At 48.0% G+C, this 19,576-nt stretch carries 18 protein-coding genes, 5 tRNA genes and 1 pseudogene; 11 read left to right on the top strand and 13 right to left on the bottom strand.

Translation table 11 applies throughout. The annotated features are described in order from the left end of the window. Positions 1-163: 163 nt before the first annotated feature. Entirely contained in the window at positions 164-1,336 is a 1,173-nt protein-coding gene (locus HMPREF9443_RS06825; RefSeq protein ID WP_009145832.1) for an MFS transporter, read from the bottom strand. Between the two features lie 467 nt (positions 1,337-1,803). Between HMPREF9443_RS06825 and HMPREF9443_RS11210 the strand changes: the two are divergent. Further along, positions 1,804-1,953 (top strand): annotated as a pseudogene (locus HMPREF9443_RS11210) (flotillin family protein); the annotation flags it as partial. 124 nt (positions 1,954-2,077) lie between these two features. Next, the gene (locus HMPREF9443_RS06830) at positions 2,078-2,506 is read left to right on the top strand and encodes a 2-thiouracil desulfurase family protein (protein WP_009145835.1); all 429 of its coding nucleotides are present in this window, start codon (positions 2,078-2,080) and stop codon (positions 2,504-2,506) included. Positions 2,507-2,588: 82 nt separating this feature from the next. Here HMPREF9443_RS06830 and bioF read toward each other — a convergent pair whose 3' ends face one another. The 5 genes from bioF to HMPREF9443_RS06855 form a co-directional block, all read right to left on the bottom strand. Beyond that, positions 2,589-4,490: an 8-amino-7-oxononanoate synthase gene (gene bioF / locus HMPREF9443_RS06835; RefSeq protein WP_009145836.1), complete on the bottom strand. Its 1,902-nt coding sequence runs from the start codon at positions 4,488-4,490 to the stop codon at positions 2,589-2,591. A gap of 234 nt (positions 4,491-4,724) precedes the next feature. Further along, complete coding sequence (locus HMPREF9443_RS06840) at positions 4,725-5,210, bottom strand: hypothetical protein (RefSeq protein ID WP_009145837.1); 486 nt, start codon at positions 5,208-5,210, stop codon at positions 4,725-4,727. 11 nt (positions 5,211-5,221) lie between these two features. Further along, positions 5,222-6,577, bottom strand: a complete 1,356-nt coding sequence (gene bioA, locus HMPREF9443_RS06845) for an adenosylmethionine--8-amino-7-oxononanoate transaminase (RefSeq protein ID WP_009145838.1) — start codon at positions 6,575-6,577, stop codon at positions 5,222-5,224. A gap of 166 nt (positions 6,578-6,743) precedes the next feature. Next, complete coding sequence (gene bioD, locus HMPREF9443_RS06850) at positions 6,744-7,427, bottom strand: dethiobiotin synthase (RefSeq protein ID WP_009145839.1); 684 nt, start codon at positions 7,425-7,427, stop codon at positions 6,744-6,746. A gap of 229 nt (positions 7,428-7,656) precedes the next feature. Next, a complete protein-coding gene (locus HMPREF9443_RS06855; protein WP_021719834.1) occupies positions 7,657-7,872 on the bottom strand; it encodes a tautomerase family protein in 216 nt (71 codons plus the stop codon). A gap of 324 nt (positions 7,873-8,196) precedes the next feature. Here HMPREF9443_RS06855 and HMPREF9443_RS06860 point away from each other — a divergent pair, with 324 nt between their 5' ends. Genes HMPREF9443_RS06860 through panD form a run of 4 tightly spaced genes read left to right on the top strand, consistent with a single transcriptional unit; the run spans position 8,197 to position 11,148 of the window. Then, the gene (locus HMPREF9443_RS06860; protein WP_040565224.1) at positions 8,197-9,045 is read left to right on the top strand and encodes a Rossmann-like and DUF2520 domain-containing protein; all 849 of its coding nucleotides are present in this window, start codon (positions 8,197-8,199) and stop codon (positions 9,043-9,045) included. Further along, a complete protein-coding gene (panB, locus tag HMPREF9443_RS06865; RefSeq protein ID WP_009145842.1) occupies positions 9,038-9,877 on the top strand; it encodes a 3-methyl-2-oxobutanoate hydroxymethyltransferase in 840 nt (279 codons plus the stop codon). The genes HMPREF9443_RS06860 and panB overlap by 8 nt, the downstream gene beginning before the upstream one ends. Before the next feature lie 31 nt (positions 9,878-9,908). Beyond that, positions 9,909-10,763, top strand: coding sequence for a pantoate--beta-alanine ligase (gene panC / locus HMPREF9443_RS06870; protein WP_009145843.1), 855 nt, complete (start codon positions 9,909-9,911; stop codon positions 10,761-10,763). 1 nt (position 10,764) lies between these two features. After that, positions 10,765-11,148 carry an aspartate 1-decarboxylase gene (gene panD, locus HMPREF9443_RS06875; RefSeq protein ID WP_009145844.1) on the top strand — a complete coding sequence of 128 codons (384 nt, stop codon included), beginning with the start codon at positions 10,765-10,767 and terminating at the stop codon, positions 11,146-11,148. Positions 11,149-11,349: 201 nt separating this feature from the next. Here the strand turns inward: panD and HMPREF9443_RS06880 are convergent, their stop codons facing one another. After that, entirely contained in the window at positions 11,350-11,739 is a 390-nt protein-coding gene (locus HMPREF9443_RS06880; protein ID WP_040565225.1) for a winged helix-turn-helix transcriptional regulator, read from the bottom strand. Between the two features lie 220 nt (positions 11,740-11,959). Between HMPREF9443_RS06880 and HMPREF9443_RS06885 the strand changes: the two genes are divergently transcribed. Both HMPREF9443_RS06885 and HMPREF9443_RS10885 read left to right on the top strand, forming a co-directional pair. Next, on the top strand, positions 11,960-14,218 hold the full coding sequence (locus tag HMPREF9443_RS06885; protein WP_009145847.1) for a heavy metal translocating P-type ATPase: 2,259 nt from the start codon (positions 11,960-11,962) through the stop codon (positions 14,216-14,218). Between the two features lie 19 nt (positions 14,219-14,237). After that, entirely contained in the window at positions 14,238-14,444 is a 207-nt protein-coding gene (locus HMPREF9443_RS10885; protein WP_009145848.1) for a heavy-metal-associated domain-containing protein, read from the top strand. Between the two features lie 73 nt (positions 14,445-14,517). On the opposite strand, the gene HMPREF9443_RS06895 is transcribed toward HMPREF9443_RS10885, so the two are convergent. The 6 genes from HMPREF9443_RS06895 to HMPREF9443_RS06920 form a co-directional block, all read right to left on the bottom strand. Then, positions 14,518-14,724: a hypothetical protein gene (locus HMPREF9443_RS06895; RefSeq protein WP_009145849.1), complete on the bottom strand. Its 207-nt coding sequence runs from the start codon at positions 14,722-14,724 to the stop codon at positions 14,518-14,520. Between the two features lie 95 nt (positions 14,725-14,819). Beyond that, positions 14,820-14,895 (bottom strand) — tRNA-Phe (locus HMPREF9443_RS06900). A gap of 5 nt (positions 14,896-14,900) precedes the next feature. Then, positions 14,901-14,977: transfer RNA gene (locus HMPREF9443_RS06905), tRNA-Asp, on the bottom strand. Between the two features lie 32 nt (positions 14,978-15,009). Beyond that, positions 15,010-15,085, bottom strand: a tRNA-Val gene (locus tag HMPREF9443_RS06910). Positions 15,086-15,090: 5 nt separating this feature from the next. Next, a tRNA-Glu gene (locus HMPREF9443_RS06915) sits at positions 15,091-15,165 on the bottom strand. A 5-nt stretch (positions 15,166-15,170) separates the two neighbouring features. Continuing rightward, positions 15,171-15,246: transfer RNA gene (locus tag HMPREF9443_RS06920), tRNA-Lys, on the bottom strand. Between the two features lie 172 nt (positions 15,247-15,418). On the opposite strand from HMPREF9443_RS06920, the gene HMPREF9443_RS06925 reads away from it, so the two are divergent. From HMPREF9443_RS06925 to HMPREF9443_RS06935, 3 genes are all read left to right on the top strand, one after another. Further along, positions 15,419-16,291, top strand: a complete 873-nt coding sequence (locus HMPREF9443_RS06925; protein WP_009145850.1) for an NAD(P)/FAD-dependent oxidoreductase — start codon at positions 15,419-15,421, stop codon at positions 16,289-16,291. 78 nt (positions 16,292-16,369) lie between these two features. Next, positions 16,370-17,650, top strand: coding sequence for a serine--tRNA ligase (serS, locus tag HMPREF9443_RS06930; RefSeq protein WP_009145851.1), 1,281 nt, complete (start codon positions 16,370-16,372; stop codon positions 17,648-17,650). 285 nt (positions 17,651-17,935) lie between these two features. Next, on the top strand, positions 17,936-19,141 hold the full coding sequence (locus HMPREF9443_RS06935; protein WP_009145853.1) for a type III PLP-dependent enzyme: 1,206 nt from the start codon (positions 17,936-17,938) through the stop codon (positions 19,139-19,141). Positions 19,142-19,576 lie beyond the last annotated feature (435 nt).

The raw sequence follows: 19,576 nt of genomic DNA on the forward strand, positions 1-19,576 counted from the left end.
AACTCAAATTCCAGTCCTTCTTTAGTTTGAGATGGTGGTTTTGTCCCAGCCTCATACAGAATCGCCAAGTTTTGGGAAAAATCTTCCCAAAACTTTTGCAATCAAAAACGAGCAGGCTTTAGCGTTGCTGCTAAAATCAGCTCGTTTTGATATATGACGTATTTTACATTTTCAGCTTGCAGAAAACGTACTTGGCAATTCCTGCTTCAATGACAAGCAATAAGGCAACCAGTTCGAATACCGTGCTGATATTGATACCGTGGGCGACAAAGCCTAAAAGTGCGGGGCCTAGAATAACACCTGTATAACCTAAACTGGTTACGGAAGTTACCGCAGCGCTGATAGGCATGCCCTTCTGGTATTTTAAAAGTGAATAAAACACAGGGACAATGTTGGCACAACCAAGGCCGATGAGAATGAAGGCAAAGGCATTTAGATACAGGTTATCTAAAACAACTACGAGCGCAAAGCCTGCTGCCGTGACGATGCTGCCGCCGATAACAGTTTTTTGTTCGCCTAAGAATTGCACAGTTTTATCGCCTAAAAGACGCATGATGAGCATAGCAACGGAAAAGATAGCGTAACCTGTGCCTGCCAACGCTATATCCATATTTTTCACTTCGGTGAGCAGTACGCCGCTCCAATCCATAACTGCACCTTCAACAAGGAAGGAAATGCAGGCGAGAATGCCTAAAACGATAACAATGCCGCGTGGGATAGCAAAGGCCTTTTCGCTGCCGGGGCTTTTATAATCCAGTAAGTGACGGCCGAAAACTGCCAGTAACGCTAAAACGATAGCGCAGTGTAGTGTGGCGATGAGTGTTACGTTTGAGCTTGAAGATGCCAAAACGCTGAAAAGACCTGCGCTGGCAAAGCAGCCGATACTCCAAAAGGCATGCATACCGCTGAGTAGTCTGCGGCCGGCAAGCCTTTCCACAATAACGGCATTGGTGTTCATGCTGACATCCGTTGCGCCCATGACTGCCCCAAAGAATGCAAGCGCAATGGCATAGCTCCAGATGTTTGGCAGGCAAGAAAGCAGCACGGAAATTAGTGGCATCAGCGTTGCACCTGTGATGACGACTTTTTTGCAGCCAAAGCGTTGTACGAGTGCGCCGGCTAAAGGCATAAAGATAAAAGCGCTGATACCGATGCACAGAAGCAAAAGGCCAAGTACATCCGCTTCAAGGTTCAGGCGTGCTTTGACCATAGGAATCATCGGTGCCCAGGTGGAAATGACGAAGCCTGGTAGGAAGAAGGCGACACGCGCTGCATTGATTTCTTTGCTACCGACAGAAATATTTTGTAAAGTATTTTCGGGTTTGTTGATTTGCATTGTTAAAAACTCCTTTCGTTACATAAGTAGCTATGAGAGCTTTTATGGGTTGAATGTTGCCATAATTTATCTAAAAAAGCGGGATGAAATTCGTTTGAATCCTATCCCGCTTCAATAGCTTGAGCGCTACAAGTCCTCTGATAAATTATGATGATTTTACCACGAGCATATTTTGTTTTTAATGTGAGGTATTTAATTGTTGGTTTGAAGCATATTTTGATGTGTTTAGAAATTGTTGCTCTGCCTAACTTAGCAAGACCGCAAAGCTTCGAAGAATCTTCCCAAAACTTTTTTGATTGTTGGATTAATTGCTGTAAAAAGATTATCCTGTTTTTATCGTATACTTTTAATACATTGTGCTAATGTTCAAAATGCAACAAATAATTCCCTTGTCTTTAAGTTTTGCCTATGTTATGATTTACTTAAAGCATTTAGATGATAAAGGGGGAATTATTTTGACTTATGGAATTGTTTTTCTCGTTATTATTTCCCTGGTTTTATTTATTATTGCGGCTAAGACCTGTTATGTGAAGGCACCCCCAAACGTGGCGTATATTATTTCCGGCTTGACGAAAAATCCACGTATTCTTATCGGTATAGGCGGTTTTAAAATTCCGCAGCATTGACGGCAAGCTGCCGGAAATTCCTGTAGAAATCAGCAAGGAAGAATAGACATCAAAATAAGCTGTTAGCATCAGGCATGTTAGCAGCTTATTTTTAGAATAACGGAGGAATGTTTCTTTGAAGATTCTCGTGAGTGCCTGCTTATTAGGCAAAAACTGTAAGTATAACGGCGGTAATAACTTAAATCAAGGCGTGCTGGGTTTTATCGAAGGACATGAGGTGATTGGTGTTTGCCCGGAGCAGTTGGGCGGGCTGTCTACGCCTCGCTTGCCGGCAGAAATTGTTGACGGCGTAGTGACGAACAAGGAAGGCGTCAGTGTGGACAATGAATTTCGCAAGGGTGCACAGGAGGCATTGGCAGTTGCTTTGGAGAATAAGGTGGATTTGGCAATCCTGCAATCACGCAGTCCCAGCTGCGGCGTGAAGGAAATTTATGACGGCAGCTTCAGCGGTAAGAAGATAAAAGGGCAGGGCGTGTTCGCCAAGTTGCTTTCTGCACGTGGAATTAAGGTGCTTGATGCCGAGGATGTGGCTGAGCATAAATAACAGTGCCTGAAAAAGTTGGTTTATAAAAATTAAAAGGCAAGGTCTTAGGAGGTTTGTTTCCTAGCCCTTGCCTTTTTGTGCTTTATTTTTTATACTTTCTGATTGCCGCACCGATCAGCTTCGCTGTCTGCGACAGCTCCGCTTCGGTGTGCGTTGCCATGAGGGCAACGCGCAGGCGCGCAGTACCCTTTGCTACCGTCGGATAGCGGATAGCGGGGGCGAGCACGCCGTTTGCCAACAGCTCGTCAGCAACCTGCAGAGCGGACTTCTCATCGCCGATGATAATAGGAATGATGGCTGTGGGAGAGTAGGCTTCTACGCCTTCAGCATGTAGAGCGTTTAAGAAAAACTCTACGTTGTGCTGCAGATTTTGCGCACGTTGCGGTTCTTCCTTCAGTACCTCGATTGCTCGCAATGCAGCAGCGAGCGTTGCAGGAGTCTGCGAGGTGGCGAAGATAAAGCTGCGAGCTTTATTCTTGAGATATTCAATGATTACCTTGCTGGCGCAGGCGTAACCGCCTTCGGCGCCGAGTGCTTTGCTGAGCGTACCCATGAGAATGTCAGGGCGAACGGTATTGCCGAAATGCTCAACAGTACCGTGACCGGTTTTGCCGATAACGCCGGTGGCATGTGCTTCGTCAATCATCGTGAGCAGATGATACTTTTGGCCGAGTGCGACGAGAGCAGGCAGGTCGACGATATCACCGTCCATACTGAAAACTGCGTCGCTGACAATCAATCCCCTGCTGCAGGGGGTAGCAAGGATTTTCGCTCCCAGGTCCTGCATATCATTGTGCTTATAGACAACGATGCGCGCTTTGGAAAGACGTGCGCCGTCGATGATGCTGGCGTGATTGTATTCGTCGCTGAAGATAACGCTTTCACTGTTGCAGAGGGCGGAAATAATGCCGACGTTGGCCATGTAACCGGTGTTGAATACTAATGCTGCTTCCGTACCCTTGAACTGTGCCAGCTTGCTTTCGAGTGCTTCGTGCAGTGCGGTATTGCCGGTAGTCAGACGGCTGCCGCCGCTGCCTGCACCCCATTGAAGCGCAGCTTCGGCAGCGGCTTGCTTAACGCGGGTATCTGCTGCCAAATCAAGATAGCTGTTGGAGGCCAGCATTAAAACCTTGCGTCCCTGCATTTCAATGTATTTACTCTGCTCACTGTCCATGGTGCGCAGGGAGCGGTAAAGATTCTGCTCCTTAAGCTGTTTCAGCTCGTCAGCAAAAATCTGCTCCGGGTTTGGATTAGCAGGCTTTTCAACTGGCAGTCCGCGTACAAGTACACGCTGCTTTTCCAGGTAATTGATAGCATCCTCGGCCTTAGCCTTGGTGCTGTCAAAGATAAATACACGGCCACCGTGCGGATTGCCCATTTCCTTCATCGGCATGAGGCGTACATAACCATGCTTTAAGGAAGCTAGGTAGCCGACGAGGTAATCGGGATCATCGGAAAGGCACAGCTCGGCGATGATGCCGGGGGCGTTAACAACTTTGGTAGCCAATACGATGGCTTCACGGAAATGGTTTTTACCGCTACAGTTGCTCGCTGCTCCTTCGGCATCCATATAGGTTACGCGGATGCCTCGCTCGTGGTCGGGTTCAAGTCTGGAGTTTGTGGCGACGTCATAGAGAACTGCACCGCGTATAGGATGGTTGTGACGCAGAAGGTCGATTAATGCATCTGCCTTGGCTTCCAATCCCAGCTCGCAGAGCATTTTCTTCATGATTTTATAGGTTTCCTCTACTGTGTCGGCAGGACGTTTGCTGACAGGCAGAGCGTCGAGATATTGCAGCTTTTCCGGTGCGACCTCTTCCATTTTGACGTTGATGAAGTCTGCTCGGCCGAGGCCGTGATGCAGAGCGCGCTCGGTAAGTGCGCTGACAGCGCTGCTGATATCGGCTTGCGGGATAATGCGTTCTGCGCCGCTGACATGTAAATCACCTTTGGATGCGCGCATTTTGATGCTGTATAAAGGCATAGGGAAATCTCCTTTGTATTTATGAATTAAGTGTTAAAATTTGCCCCCTTTCGCCTCACTATGTTCGGCACCTTCCCTATACTAAGACCCATTTTTCATGTAATGAAAAATGTTGGTCGTGTTATACTCGAAGAGTGCAAGGGGCAGGCAAGATCTGCGGTCGAACTTTCTTAGTTCCCCTGGGGGAACTGTCAAGCGTTAGCGAGACTAAAGGGGGCTTCTCTAAACTATTTATCAGCCTCTGAGCAAAGCAACTTTGGTAAGCAGCTGTTTTGCGGGCTTATAGAATGCACCGGCAGCAACTGCGGTAAAAATCATACCGGGGAAGGCTGCGGCGGTGAGTACCATCCAGTTTACACCGGTAACCTGCCACAGTACGAGGCGGGCAGCGAAGGTTCCGAGCGGGCCGCTGACAGCAACAGTAAGCAGATTAGTTCCGAGCAGGGCCATGGTGCCACCGGCAACAACGCGGAATACCATCTGTACAAGTACGTTGATGATGTTGTGCATGCCGAGCATCATTCCCAGCATACTGGCAAGGATACCTGCGATAATGTAGCGTTTAAAGCCGAAGCAGGCGCAGATGAGTACGGCGATTGGTGCAGATAACTGGAATTCGCCACCGGCAATTGGCGAAGGGATTTTAAAAGAACCTGAAATCAGAATCAAGACACCTAACAAAGCGATAGTAGTCAGCTCTTTCATACTCAAATCTTTCATTTATTTGCTCCTTACTTTAAAACTTCATCCATAGACTGTTTAGCCAGTGCTATAGCCTTATCCAGATCTTTATTTTCGATATTCAGCGGCGGGTTGAAGTAGATGACGTTACCCAGAGGACGTAGCAACAGACCGTGGGTAAGTGCTTTTTTATAAATTTCGTAGCCTATACGCAGGTCGCCGTCGAAGCCGATTTTCTTATCCTTATCGGTAACAAGCTCCATAGCGTTAATCAGGCCGATATGACGGATTTCACCGATGTTTTTATGAGCGCTGAAGGTATCCATGAGCGCATTGTGGAAATATGTTGCTTTTTCCGCAGCATGCTCGAGAATTTTTTCTTCCTTCATAATCTTGAGTACAGCAAGGGCGGTAGCGCAGCCGATAGGGTTACCGGCATAGGTGTGGCTGTGCATGAACTGCTTGCCTTTGTTGTAATCGTCATAGAAGGCATCGTAAATTTTGTCTGTGGTGCAGACAATAGCCATCGGCAGATAACCGCCGGTGAGTGCCTTACTGATGGTCATGATATCAGGAGTAATTCCCGCATGGTTGCAGGCGAACATTTTGCCGGTTCTGCCGAAGCCGGTAGCAATTTCGTCGGCAATCAGCAGTACGCCGTACTCATCACAGAGCTTACGCAGCTTTTGCAGGTAGAGAGGCGGATAGATACGCATGCCTGCGCAGCCTTGCACGATAGGCTCAACGATAATTGCAGCGGTTTCTTTTGCGTGTTTGGCAAATTCTTCCTCAGCAAATTTGAAGCATTCGCATTGGCAATGCTCGCGGTCTTTGGCAAACGGGCAACGGTAGCAATCAGGTGCCTTTACATGGATGTTGTTCATCATCATGGGTTTATACATCTGTGCGAACAGGTCCATGCTGCCTACGGAAAGAGCGCCGATGGTTTCACCGTGATAACCTTCGCTGAGGCACATGAAGCGCTGTTTTTCCGGGTGACCGGTCTGCAGCTGATATTGGAAAGCGATTTTCAGTGCGATTTCTACGGAAGAGGAGCCGTTGTCGGCGAAGTTGAATTTGTTCAGGCCTTTGGGGAGAACATCAACCAGCTCTTCACACAGCTTAATAGCAGGCTCGTGGGTGAAGTTAACGAAGATAACGTGCTCTAATTGTTCAATCTGCTCTTTGATGGCGGCGTTGATTTTGGGATTGCAGTGACCTAAAAGGTTACACCACCAGCTGCTGATGATATCAAGATATTCGGTGCCGTCGGCTGCGTAGAGGTAGGGGCCTTTAGCGTGGTCAACGATGATAGGACGTAAGGTTTCGTAGTCCTTCATTTGGGAACAGGGATGCCAGATGTGGGCTAAATCTCTTTTTTGTAAATCTGCTACTCTATCGTTCATTTTTTCTTCCTCCTGAGTTTTGTGTCATTATTGTTTATTCCCCCTTCCGCCTCACGTTATTCGGCACTTTCCCCGTAGGGGCAGGCAAGATCTGCGGTCGAACTTTCTTAGTTCCCCCTCGGGGGAACTGTCGAGCTTTAGCGAGACTAAAGGGGGCTGTTGATTTTTATTTATATAATCCTTTAAGCACTTCTACATCAATATCCAGCTCGCTGGCATTCGGCGGTACGCAGGCAAGTACGGGGACCGCTGTAATTTCTTCCATCATACGCTTGTTGTCGGCCTGCATGAAGTTGCTGCCGTCGTAGTTGTTAAGGATGATGCCGCGGACGGGAATGTCTTTCTGCTTGAGGTAAGAGATGGTCAGTACGCAGTTGTTGATGGAACCGAGCGCTGCGTTGGAGATTACCAATACGCCCAAATCAAGCTTCTTGATGATGTCCTCGAGCAGGATGTGCTCTTCGTCCCAACGGATGGGGCAGATGATGCCGCCGCTGCCTTCCATGGTAACGTAATCATATTTGGCAAGGGAAGCCTGATAATCAGCTTCAATCTTTTCCATTTCTACGGGATTGCCCTCGCGCAGTGCTGCCAGATGCGGAGAAACTGCTTCCTTATAAATGTAGGAAACAAGGTTTTCCGGTTTTTCCGGGATGTTGGCGGTTTTAGCAACAAAGACTGCGTCGCCCGGCAGCCAGGTGCCGTCAGGCTGTTCTTCGGCGCCGCTCAGCGCTGCTTTGTAATAGCCTGCGTTGACGCCTGCATCGCGTAAGTGTTTAACAAGCAGGCCGGTAACGTATGTTTTACCGATATCTGTACCGATTGCTGTAATGAAAAGACCTTTACTCATAATTTTCACCTTCGTAATTTATTTTGGTTAACTTAAAATTCTATATGGTTAACTTTATTATAGCTTAAGTATACTCTGTGAAGATTTTAATGTCAACCTAGCAAAATAGTATGGTTAACCATGTCGGTTGGGCATAAAAAAAGATTGACAGCCATATTTTGTGGTTATAACTGTCAATCTTTGCTTATTTTGTGGTTAACGAAGAATAATCTTAATAAAAAGGAAAAAATTATTTTTTTGCTGCTGCGTTTTTACGGATTTCGGTTACCGGTATGCCGCCGATGCCCCAGTTATCTGTATCAACCTCGTCGATGGTGACAACGGTGGTAGATTTGTTTTTGCCTAGAACGTCATGCAGAAGATTGGTTGCGCCTTCGATGAGAGCACGCTTCTGCTCAGGTGTAACGTTACCTTCTTTGGTGATTTTGATGTTTACATAGGGCATGCTGATGACCTCCTTGCGTTTTTCTTTCATTATAGCATATTTTGCTTGCAAACTGCGCGTTTCTATGCTATTATAAGTGCGGTAAAATTTACTGATGCACAGTAGCATTTAGGATGAGCTGGAGCAGTTAACAGTAAAGCTTACTTCTGAAAAATTTTTAAGTCAATACTCGCTTGGATCTATAAGACCGGGACGAAGACGCAAACAGGCTAACTATGCGCATTCCGTACCGGAATGCGCTTTTTTATATGCTTCGGCATTAATCGGCAATTCCATAGCCTTGAATTTGCACAGCGTCTCCTGTGGTCAGAAGGGAGGGCAATCTTGAAGGTTGGTATTATTGGCGGTGGCCGCGTTGGCAGCCGTCTGGCTGCAAGCTTGCGTGAAGCAGGCGTGCTGGTCGGCATTACGGCTGCATCTGAGCAGCACAGCGCACAGCTGGCACAGCAGTTTGGTGTACCGACGACGGATAACGCGAAGCTGTGGCAGGCAGCGGACGTGTTGTTGCTTACCGTACCGGACCGGTTAATTGGTACGGTAGCGGAGGAGCTAGCGCAAAGCGTGACACCGGCGGCTAAGGTTGTACTGCATGTGAGCGGCAGTGTGGGATTGGAGCCTTTGGCTCCGCTTGCTCAGCTGGGCGCACACGTAGGCAGCCTGCATCCGCTGCAAAGCTTTGCCGGCGGCAATACAAAGCTTGCAGGTGTGTATATGGCGTTGGACGGTGACAGCGAAGCGCAGGACGCAGGCAAAAAGCTCGTTGAGCTTTTTGGCGGCAAAGCGTTCAGTGTTCCTGCTGAAGAACGTGCGGCCTACCATGCGGCAGCGTGTATCTGCTCTAACTACGCCGTAGCGGTGGAGGCTATGGCGGCGCAGCTGATGGCGCGCTGGACCGGCAGCAATGAAGCTGCCTGGGAAGCACTGCTTCCCTTGTTCAAAGGCACAGCGGCTAATTTGCAGGCTACGCAAAATCCTGCAGCGGTCCTGACGGGACCAATTGCCCGCGGTGATGTCAGCACGGTAGCGAAACATCTTGCTGCCTTACCGGCAGATGTAATTCCTGCCTATTGCTCTCTGGGCCTGGCGACAACCTCGCTGGCCCTTGCTAATGGCACTATTGACGAAAATGCAGCTGATGAGCTGAGAAATTTGCTTGGAGGATATTATGGCTAACAAACAAGTAACAGTCGCAACGATTAAGGAAATGAAGCAAAATGGCGAACCTATCACGATGATAACCGCTTACGACGTAGCAATGTCCCGCAACGTGAACGAAGCAGGCGTAGATATGATTCTTGTAGGTGATTCCCTGGGTAACGTAATTTTAGGATATAATTCCACAGTCCCAGTAACGATGGATGAAATGATTCATCATACCAAGGCTGTTATGCGTGGCAACAGCACTGCTTTAGTAGTTGGCGATATGCCGTTTATGAGCTATCAGGCAAGCATTGTTGACGCAATGTATAATGCGGCACGTTTCCTGAAGGAAACAGGCTGCACTGCAGTTAAGCTGGAGGGCGGCTCTGAGGTAGTACCTCTCGTAGAGCGTCTGACACAGGCCGGCATTCCGGTATGTGCTCATATCGGTCTGACTCCGCAATCTGTAAATCAGCTGGGCGGCTTCAAGGTACAGGGAAAGGATATTGCCGCTGCACAAAAAATGATTGATGATGCCAAGGCTTTGGAGGCTGCGGGTGCTTTTGCCTGCGTGCTGGAATGCGTTCCGGCCGCACTGGCTGCTAAGGTAACCAGCGAGCTGAAAACCATGGCTACCATCGGTATAGGTGCCGGCAACGGCTGCGACGGTCAGGTGCTCGTATGCAATGACCTTTTGGGAGTTTCCACCGGCTTCTGCCCGAAATTTGTTAAGAAGTATGCTAATCTGCATGATACTACCGTAGAAGCAGTAAAGGAATATATTGCCGATGTTAAGGCAAGAACCTTCCCTGCTCCTGAGCATACCTTTAAGATTGACGATGCTGTTTTAGAAAAATTATATTAATACTTTTATAAATAAAGTGAGGTAATTCAAAATGAAATTAGTACATACAGTTGCAGAGCTGCGCGAAGAGGTTGCAGCAGCTAAAGCTCAGGGTTTGACCATCGGCCTGGTGCCTACTATGGGCGCTTTGCATGAAGGCCATGCATCCCTGATTAAAGCAGCTAACATGGAAAATGACTTTGTTGTAGTCAGCGTTTTCGTAAACCCGACTCAATTCGGTCCTAACGAAGATCTGGACGCTTATCCGCGTACTCTGGAAGCAGACTGCAAGCTGGCAGAAAGCATGGGCGCTAACGTAGTTTTCGCTCCGGCTCCGAAGGAAATGTATCCGAGCGAAGATGCAACATGGGTAGAAGTAACCGGTGATATTACCAAGGTTCTGTGCGGCCGTACCCGTCCGATTCACTTCCGCGGTGTAACTACCGTTGTTACCAAGCTGTTCAACCTGGCACAACCTGACCGTGCTTACTTCGGCCAGAAGGACGCACAACAGGTTGAGGTTCTGAAGCGCATGGTAAAAGACCTGTTCTTCAATATCCAGCTGCGCATTATGCCGATTGTCCGCGAAGCTGACGGTTTGGCAAAGAGCTCCCGCAACACCTATCTGAATGAAGCAGAGCGCAAAGCAGCTCTGGTACTGAGCCGTAGCCTGAAGGCTGCTAAGGAGCAGTACGAAGCAGGTGAGCGTGACGCTGCTAAGATTACTGCGGCTGTTACCGCTTCCATTAAAGAAGAGTCCATGTCTGATATTGATTATGTTGAAATTTATGCACTGCCGGAATTGAAACCTGTAGCAGCTCCGATGGCAGGCAGCAACCTGCTGGCTGTAGCTGTTAAATTCGGCACCACACGTCTGATTGATAATGTAGTTTTGGAGGAGAAATAATATGCTTTATACTATGCACCATGGCAAAATTCATCGCGCTACCGTAACCCAGGCTAATCTGGAATATATGGGCAGCATTACTATCGACAGCGAGCTGCTGGAGCTGTCCGGTATTCTTCCGGGAGAGCGTGTACAAATCGTTGACAACAACAACGGTAACCGTCTGGAAACATATGTTATCGCCGGTGAGCGTGGCAGCGGTGTTATCTGCCTGAACGGTGCTGCTGCACGTAAGGTTCTGGTTGGTGATACTGTTATCATCATCGCTTACAGCCTCATGACCGAGGAAGAAGCTAAAACCTATGTGCCGAAGGTTGTAATGGTTGACGAAAACAACCATCCAATCAACGTTCGCGGTACTGAAAAGGAAGCAGAAATCGGCTGATTATAAGCATTATATGAGCACGTTGCGGCTTGCGCTTGGCGCAGGCTGCAGCGTGCTTTTTGTGTTGGCGGTTTGCTGAATTTATGAAGTATCAAGCGATTTCGGATAGTAATAAGAAGTTGCATATTTTTCGAAAAGAACAGCAAATAAAAAACTTCGGTAGAACGCTAAATATAATCGTTCTACCGAAGTTTTTCGTTTCTATTTGTTTTTATCGTGGCAGCAGCAATGTTCTGCTTCCACAGGCTTCATGGAGCATTCCGGGCAGATGCCTTCGCCCTCTAAAAGCTTGCTGCCCCAGGCGTACATGGCCTGCAGAATAGGAAAGAGGCTTTCGCCCCGCGGCGTCAGGCTGTACTCAACCTTAGGCGGTACGACGGCGTACACCTTGCGCGCAATCAAGCCGTCACCTTCCAGCTCGCGTAATTGATGGGTGAGCATTTTGGGTGTGGCCTCGGGGACGAGGCGGCGCAGCTCGTTGAAGCGCAGAATTTTGCCGGACAGATGCCACAGGAGCAATGCTTTATATTTGCCGCCGATAAGCTGCAGCGTGGCGGCAACGGGACAGTTGACGTTAATAGTATCTTTCATTTGGAGTTTCCTTTCTGCAAAGAGCAAGGTGATTAAGATATAATGATGTTATGAAAAAATCATATGTCTGCCTTGCGCAGCAAAAATTATATATCTTTACAGTATCTTTTTACATACTATCTACCTAAATAGTGCATTCTTGAAATAAAGGTAGCGTTTGCTATAATAATAGCAGATAAAAATTTTTACGTCAAACAGATAGCAAGCGAAAGGAGCCACGATGAAAAAACAATTACTTGATATAACAGGCATGAGCTGCAGTGCCTGCTCTTCGCGCATCGAAAAGGTTGTCAACAGGATGCAGGGTGTAGAGCAGATGAGCGTTAATCTGCTGAAAAATAATGCACACGTTACCTTTGACGAAAGTGTTGTGAATGAAAAAGCAATTATCGCCCGCATTGAAAAGCTGGGTTTTGGCGCGATAGTGCATGCTGCAAATGTTGCAGCACCGGTACCTCAGCAGGATACGGCGGCACAGGAGATGGAGGAGATGCGCCAGCGTCTTATCGGCTCGCTGATTTTTGCCGGTCTTGTCTTTTATCAGCACATGGGGCGCATGTGGGGCTGGCCGCTACCAAGCTTTATTCTGGGGCAGGAAAACGAGCTGATTAACGCTTTGCTGCAGATGCTGTGGTGTATTCCGGTACTCTTTATCGACCGCAAGTATTTTATCCACGGTGTGCGTAATCTTTTAAGCGGTGCGCCTAACATGGATTCCCTGATTGCCGTAGGCAGCGGTGCATCGTTTATTTATGGTTTGTATTCCGTATTTGGCATGGCGTATGCCTTTGGACATAACCGTCTTGATTTGCTGCCGGGCTTTGCCGATGCTTTATATTTTGAAGCGAGTGCCGTTATTTTGGCACTTGTCACTGTCGGCAAGTTTATGGAGGCGCGGGCAAAAAGCCACACCTCTGATGCGATTAAGGCACTGATGAACCTTACGCCGAAGACGGCGCTTGTCGAGCGTCATGGTCTGCAGGGAGAAATTCCTGTGGAGGAGGTTGTAACAGGTGATGTGCTGATTGTAAAAAGCGGTGCGTCCGTGCCCGTGGACGGCAAAATTATTGAGGGCAGCGCTGCCCTGGACGAAAGTGCGCTGACGGGTGAAAGCCTGCCGGTAGATAAAACAATCGGTGACAAGGTCATCGGCGGCACTATTAACAGAAGCGGTTACTTTAAGATGGAAGCGACTGCGATTGGCGCTGATACTGCTTTAGCGAAGATTATTGCGCTGGTGGATGAGGCAACATCTTCTAAAGCGCCTATTGCCAAGCTAGCTGATAAGGTGAGCGGCTATTTTGTGCCTGCCGTTATAGGCATTGCCGTGCTTGCGGCGGTTGTCTGGCTGGCGCTGGGCGCAAGCTGGCATTTTGCACTGACGATAGCTATTTCGGTGCTCGTCATTTCCTGCCCCTGTGCTTTGGGATTGGCAACACCGACAGCGATTATGGTAGGAACGGGGCGTGGTGCCAAGAGCGGCATTCTGATTAAATCGGCAACAGCGTTGGAAACAGCGCATAAGATTGATACCGTTATCTTAGACAAAACAGGTACGATTACAGCGGGCAAGCCGGTGGTGACGGATATTTTACCTATAAAGATTACGGAAAATGAATTGCTGGCCTTTGCCGCAGGACTGGAAAAGCTGTCGGAGCATCCGTTGGGTGAAGCTATTGTTGCTGCTGCTGAAGCAAAGCAGCTTGTTTTGCCGGAAGCCGGCAATTATAAGCAAATCCCTGGTCAGGGTGTTACAGCGGAGCTTGCGGGAGCTGAATGTGCGGCAGGCAATCTCAAGCTGCTGGAGGCGTTGAATGTTGATGTCAGCAGTTTGATGGAACGGTATGACAAGCTGGCGGCTCAGGGAAAAACACCGTTATATTTTGTCCGTGCAGGCGAGCTTTTAGGCTGTATTGCTGTTGCCGATACCGTAAAGCCTACGAGCAGGGAGGCTATCGGCAAGCTGCAGGCAATGGGCCTGCGTGTGCTGATGGTAACAGGTGATAACCAGGCGACGGCGGAAGCCATTCGTGCGCAGGTGGGAGTAGATGAGGCTGTTGCTCAGGTACTTCCGCAGGATAAGGAAGCGGTAATACGCAAGCTGCAGCAGGAGGGCCATATTGTCGCCATGGTAGGCGACGGCATCAACGATGCGCCGGCGTTGGCGCGTGCCGATATAGGTATTGCTATCGGTGCCGGCACGGATATTGCGATTGAAGCTGCTGATATGGTTTTGATTAAGAGCGACTTGTTGGATGTGGCGAAAGCAATTTGCTTAAGCCGCAGCGTGATGACCAATATCAAGGAAAATCTTTTCTGGGCCTTTATTTATAATGCCGTCGGTATTCCGTTTGCCGCAGGTGTATTTTATACAGCCTTCGGCTGGCTGCTGAATCCGCTGATTGCAGCGGCGGCGATGAGCTGCAGCAGTGTTTCTGTTGTTACTAACGCACTAAGACTGCGTTTTATAAAATTGTAATTGCAAAGGAGATTTTATTATGACTAAGACTATTGCTATTGAAGGTATGCATTGCCAACATTGTGTTGGCGCCGTTAAGGAAGCACTTGCTGCTGTAGCAGGTGTAACAAGTGTTGTTGTTTCCTTGGAAAACAATAATGCGGTTGTTGAGGGCACAGGCCTGGATGATGCAGTTTTGAAGGCTGCTGTTGAGGATACCGGCTTTGATGTAACCGGCATCAACTGAAAATAAGCACAAAAAACGCCGCGTAAAGCGGCGTTTAAGTTTGTAAAAAGGTCGCTGCGCAGCGGCCTTTTTCTTATGCAAATATTTCTGCTATAGCAGGCGGAAGCATGTCAAGTGCGCTTGCTGTCATAAATGCGGCAGCAATGGCTACGACGATAAAAGCAGCAGCGTGCGGATAATCCTTTTTGCGCACGGAAGAGAAGATGGCACGCAGGGATAAAAGCAGAATCAGACCCCAGATGTAGGGACCGGTTACTTCATGGAAAAATTTTTCAAACATGATAACACTCCTTGCTGGCTAAAAAATGTGTTTAAGCAGATATAGATATACATATAATAAAAAAACACCCGCAATAGCAGGTGCTGTTTTTGGATTGGTGCCTCAGCACAGAATCGAACTGTGGACACAAGGATTTTCAGTCCTTTGCTCTACCAACTGAGCTACCGAGGCATGATTGGCGACCCGGATGGGACTCGAACCCACGACCTCCGCCGTGACAGGGCGGCATTCTAACCAACTGAACCACCGGGCCATTACAATATTGAGGCAAAATGGGCAAAAAAATGGTGGGCGCTAACGGGATCGAACCGCTGACATTCTGCTTGTAAGGCAGACGCTCTCCCAGCTGAGCTAAGCGCCCGTATTTGGTGACCGGTGGGGGAATCGAACCCCCGATACCGCCGTGAAAGGGCGGTGTCTTAACCGCTTGACCAACCGGCCAAATGTGGTGACCCATGTAGGCCTCGAACCTACGACACCCTGATTAAGAGTCAGGTGCTCTACCAACTGAGCTAATGGGCCGTGGTCACGTTACTTGATTATAATACTCTATATGCAGGAAAATGTCAAGCACTTTTTTCAAAAAAACTTAAAAAATCTCCGGAAGCATAAAAACATTTGACTATGCATCTAGAAAAGCATACAATTAAAGTGTTATAGTAGGTTCTAAATTTTTTGTACGGAGGATAGACTTATGGATTACGATATTGCCGTTATTGGTGGTGGTCCTGCCGGCGTATCTGCAGCGATTACTGCAGCCAGCAAGGGACGTAAGGTTGTTCTGTTTGAAGCCCATGGCTTCAGCCCCCGTCTGCGTAGTGTAGCGCAGATTACAGATTATATGGGTATACCCGATATTTCCGGTACTGCGCTTATGGATATTTTTGTAAATCATCTCAAGCAGATGGAAGTAGATATTATTGAGGCCAAAATTATTTCTTTGCGTGAGGTAGGCGAAGGCTTTATGCTGGGTACTCCGCATGGTGAATATTCTGCGGATTCCGTAGTATTGGCAACCGGTATTTCCCGCTCTACCCTTTTCCCCGGTGAAAAGGAATTTTTGGGTAAGGGCGTAAGCTACTGCGCTGTTGTTGATGCTGATAAATATAAGGGCAAGTCCGTGGCTGCTATTGCTACAGTACCTGATGCTCTGGAAGAGGTTGAATATCTGGCAGACCAGTGCGAGCATGTATTCTTCTTCCCGCTGTATACCGGCTTTGTTCCGCCTAAAAAGAAAAATATTACCGTAGTGCTGGATAAGCCGACAGAAATTACCGGTACCGACAAGGTTACCGGCTTGCGTGCAGGCGATGATTTTTACAGCGTTAAGGCTGCCTTTGTGTTCCGTGCCAGCGACCCGCTTAACAGCTTCCTGCCGGGCCTGGAAATACGCGGCCGCAGCATTTATGTTGATGATCAGGCGCAAACAAATATTGAAGGCGTTTTTGCCGGCGGTGACTGCACAGGTCAGCCTTGGCAGGTAAACCGTGCTGCCGGTCAGGGACAAAAGGCTGCTCTTTCGGCAATCCGCTATCTTGCACGTCGCGATGAGGGAATTGACTATTAAAAATTGCAGTAAAATCTTTTATCCCGACGGGATTTATGCTACAATATAAGTTACGATAAATTATTTGGAGGCTATATTATGTTAGATTTAAAATTCGTCCGCGAAAATCCGAAGCTGGTCGAAGAGGCTGTAAAAAGCCGTAATGGCAGCCTTGATTTGACTGAATTCCTGGAACTGGATAAACAACGTCGTGAAATTACCCAACAGGTAGAAGCACTGAAAAAAGAACGCAACACTGCATCTCAGGAGATCGGCAAGCTGAAAAAAGCCGGTCAGGATGCTGCTGAGCAGATGGCTGCAGTTCGTGCTCTCGGCGATAAAATTGCTGCAGATGACAAGGAACTGAAAGAAATTGAAGAAAAAATCAAAAGCATTCTGCTGACTATTCCTAACGTTCCCGCAGAAGATGTTCCCGTAGGCAAGGATGATACCTGCAACCCGGTTATCCGCACCTGGGGCGAACCGACCAAATTTGATTTTGAACCTAAGGCTCACTGGGATATCGGTGAAAACCTGGGCATTCTGGATTTCGAACGTGGCGTTAAGGTTAGCGGTGCACGTTATGTATTCTATCGTGGCATGGGCTCCCGTCTGGAGCGTGCCGTTATCAACTTCTTCCTGGATGTACACACCAGAAAGCATGGCTATACCGAATTCTTCCCGCCGTTCATCGTTAACGGTGCAAGCATGCAGGGCACCGGCCAACTGCCGAAATTTGCCGAGGATATGTACAAGCTGGAAAACGGCGATATGTACCTGATTCCGACCGCAGAGGTTCCTGTAACCAACTATCATCGAGATGATATTCTGACCGGCGACGAACTGCCGCTGAAATATACCGCTTACAGCGCTTGCTTCCGTGCAGAAGCCGGTGCTGCAGGCCGTGATACCCGTGGCCTGATCCGTATGCATCAGTTCAACAAGGTTGAGCTGGTTAAATTCACCAAACCGGAAGAATCCTGGGCTGAGCTGGATAAGCTGACTAATGATGCTGAAGAAGTTCTGCAATTACTGGGCCTGCCGTACCATGTTGTACGTCTGTGCACCGGTGATCTTGGCTTCAGCTCTGCTACCACCTATGACCTCGAAGTATGGCTGCCGGCAGCAAACTGCTACCGTGAAATTTCTTCCTGCTCCAACTTCCTGGACTTCCAGGCACGTCGTGCCAACATCCGCTTCCGTCGTGATGCAAAATCCAAACCGGAATTTGTACATACCCTTAACGGCAGTGGTGTAGCTGTTGGCCGTACTGTTGCTGCTATTCTGGAAAACTATCAGCAGGCTGATGGCAGCGTAGTTGTTCCTGAGGTTCTGCGTCCTTACATGGGCTGCGATGTAATTCCCGCTCCGAAAAAATAATTTGCGCAGATACAGCTAAAAAAATAAGCGTTGAAATGTCATTTAACCGGCATTTCAACGCTTTTGTTTTGCCTGCCGGATTCAGATATGTTTCTGTGGTTAATATGTTTTGTGGCGAAATTTTCGCTATTTTATGCTAGAAAATGAGCCAATCCGTGATTATTGGAAAATTTTCCCGTTCTCCTTGAAAAAAATCAATTTTTTGCCGTTTTCCTATTGTACTTTAAAATTATTGTGGTACAATCATAGAAGAAAAAATAAATGCAATAGCAAGGGGAGAGTGTTATGAGTAATAAAAAACATTTCCAAATAAGCCAACAGGCTGTAGAAAAATTAGCGGTACGTTTCGGTACGCCGCTGTTAGTGCTTTCTCTTGAGGAAATCAAAAAGAACTACAAGGTTTTGAAAAAATATATGCCGCGTGTCAAAATTCATTACGCGATTAAGGCTAATCCTCATCCGGAAATTTTGCGGGTGATGGCAGATATGGGCTCCTGCTTTGACGTAGCAAGCGACGGAGAAATCCGCACTATGCATGATATGGGTGTGGATGGCGGCCGTCTGATTTACGCTAATCCGGTAAAGACGGGCGTAGGTCTGGAGGCCTGCCGCAGCTGTGGCGTACGCAAGATGACCTTTGACAGCGCCAGTGAAATAGATAAAATAAAAAAACAGTGCCCGGATGCGACTGTACTGCTCAGACTGCGTATCGACAATTCTTCGGCACATGTTGATTTGAATAAAAAATTCGGTGCAGCGCGTGAAAATGCTCTGGCTTTGATGCAGCAGGCTAAGGAAGCAGGCTTGGATATGGCTGGCATTGCCTTTCATGTAGGCAGCCAGACTGTCAGCGCTGATCCTTATCTGCATGCGCTGGATATTGCGCGTGAGCTGTTTGAGGAGGCTGAGGCAGCAGGCCTGAAGCTGCGCATTCTTGATGTCGGCGGCGGCTTCCCTATTCCTGAGCCGAAGGTGAAATTCAATCTGCCGGAAATGCTGCGCCAAATCAATGCGCGTTTGGATGAAGATTTTGCCGATGCCGAAATTTGGGCCGAACCGGGCCGTTATATCTGCGGTACGGCGGTTAATCTGATTACCAGCGTCATCGGTGTTACCGAGCGTGGCGGTCAGCCATGGTACTTCCTTAATGAGGGCTTGTACGGAACCTTCTCCGGCGTCCTCTTTGATCAATGGGATTTCAAGCTCATCAGCTTCCGCGAGGGTGAGGAAAAGGTGGCAGCGACGTTTGCAGGACCAAGCTGCGATTCCCTGGATATTATGTTCCGCGGACGCCTGACAGTACCGCTGCAGGTTGGCGATTTGCTGCTGGTTCCCAGCTGCGGTGCCTATACCTCTGCCAGTGCAACTACTTTTAACGGTTTCAGCAAGGCTAAGTTTGTTATCTGGGAGCGCGTAAAGGCTGAGGTTGAGCCTGTGGCCGCCGTTGGCCGTGTTGAGATGAATCAGTCTGTAGCTCAGGCTGTAAAATGAAAATAGAATTATTACCGCATCAGCGTTTAACGTTGGTGCGGTTTTTATATTTTAGGAAAAACGTGACAGATGAAGTATAAAAAATACGGAGAAACGTTACAGATGGGGCATGAAAAGTACGGAAAAATGTTACGGAAAGCAATGATGAAATGCGGAAAAACGTGACAAGTCCAGGATTTTTTAGACGCAGAGAGGGCAGTCTTAACGCTCATTTTACGCAAGTATGCTTTTTCCTTAACAATGCGCGTTTATAATACAAGTATGGTTAGGCAATACATTAGTTGGCCTATAGAAGAAAGGATGAAAAGAATGGACTTTTTAAACAAGAAAAAAGCTTTACTGGCTGCTGCCAATGGAGTTTGTCTTGGCTGCAGCGTGCTTCCTGTTTGGCTTTTGAGCCGCAGGGGGTACTGTCAATAGTTTTGCGCAAATTTC

Source organism: Phascolarctobacterium succinatutens YIT 12067 (assembly GCF_000188175.1).
Classification (GTDB): Bacteria; Bacillota; Negativicutes; order Acidaminococcales; family Acidaminococcaceae; genus Phascolarctobacterium_A; species Phascolarctobacterium_A succinatutens.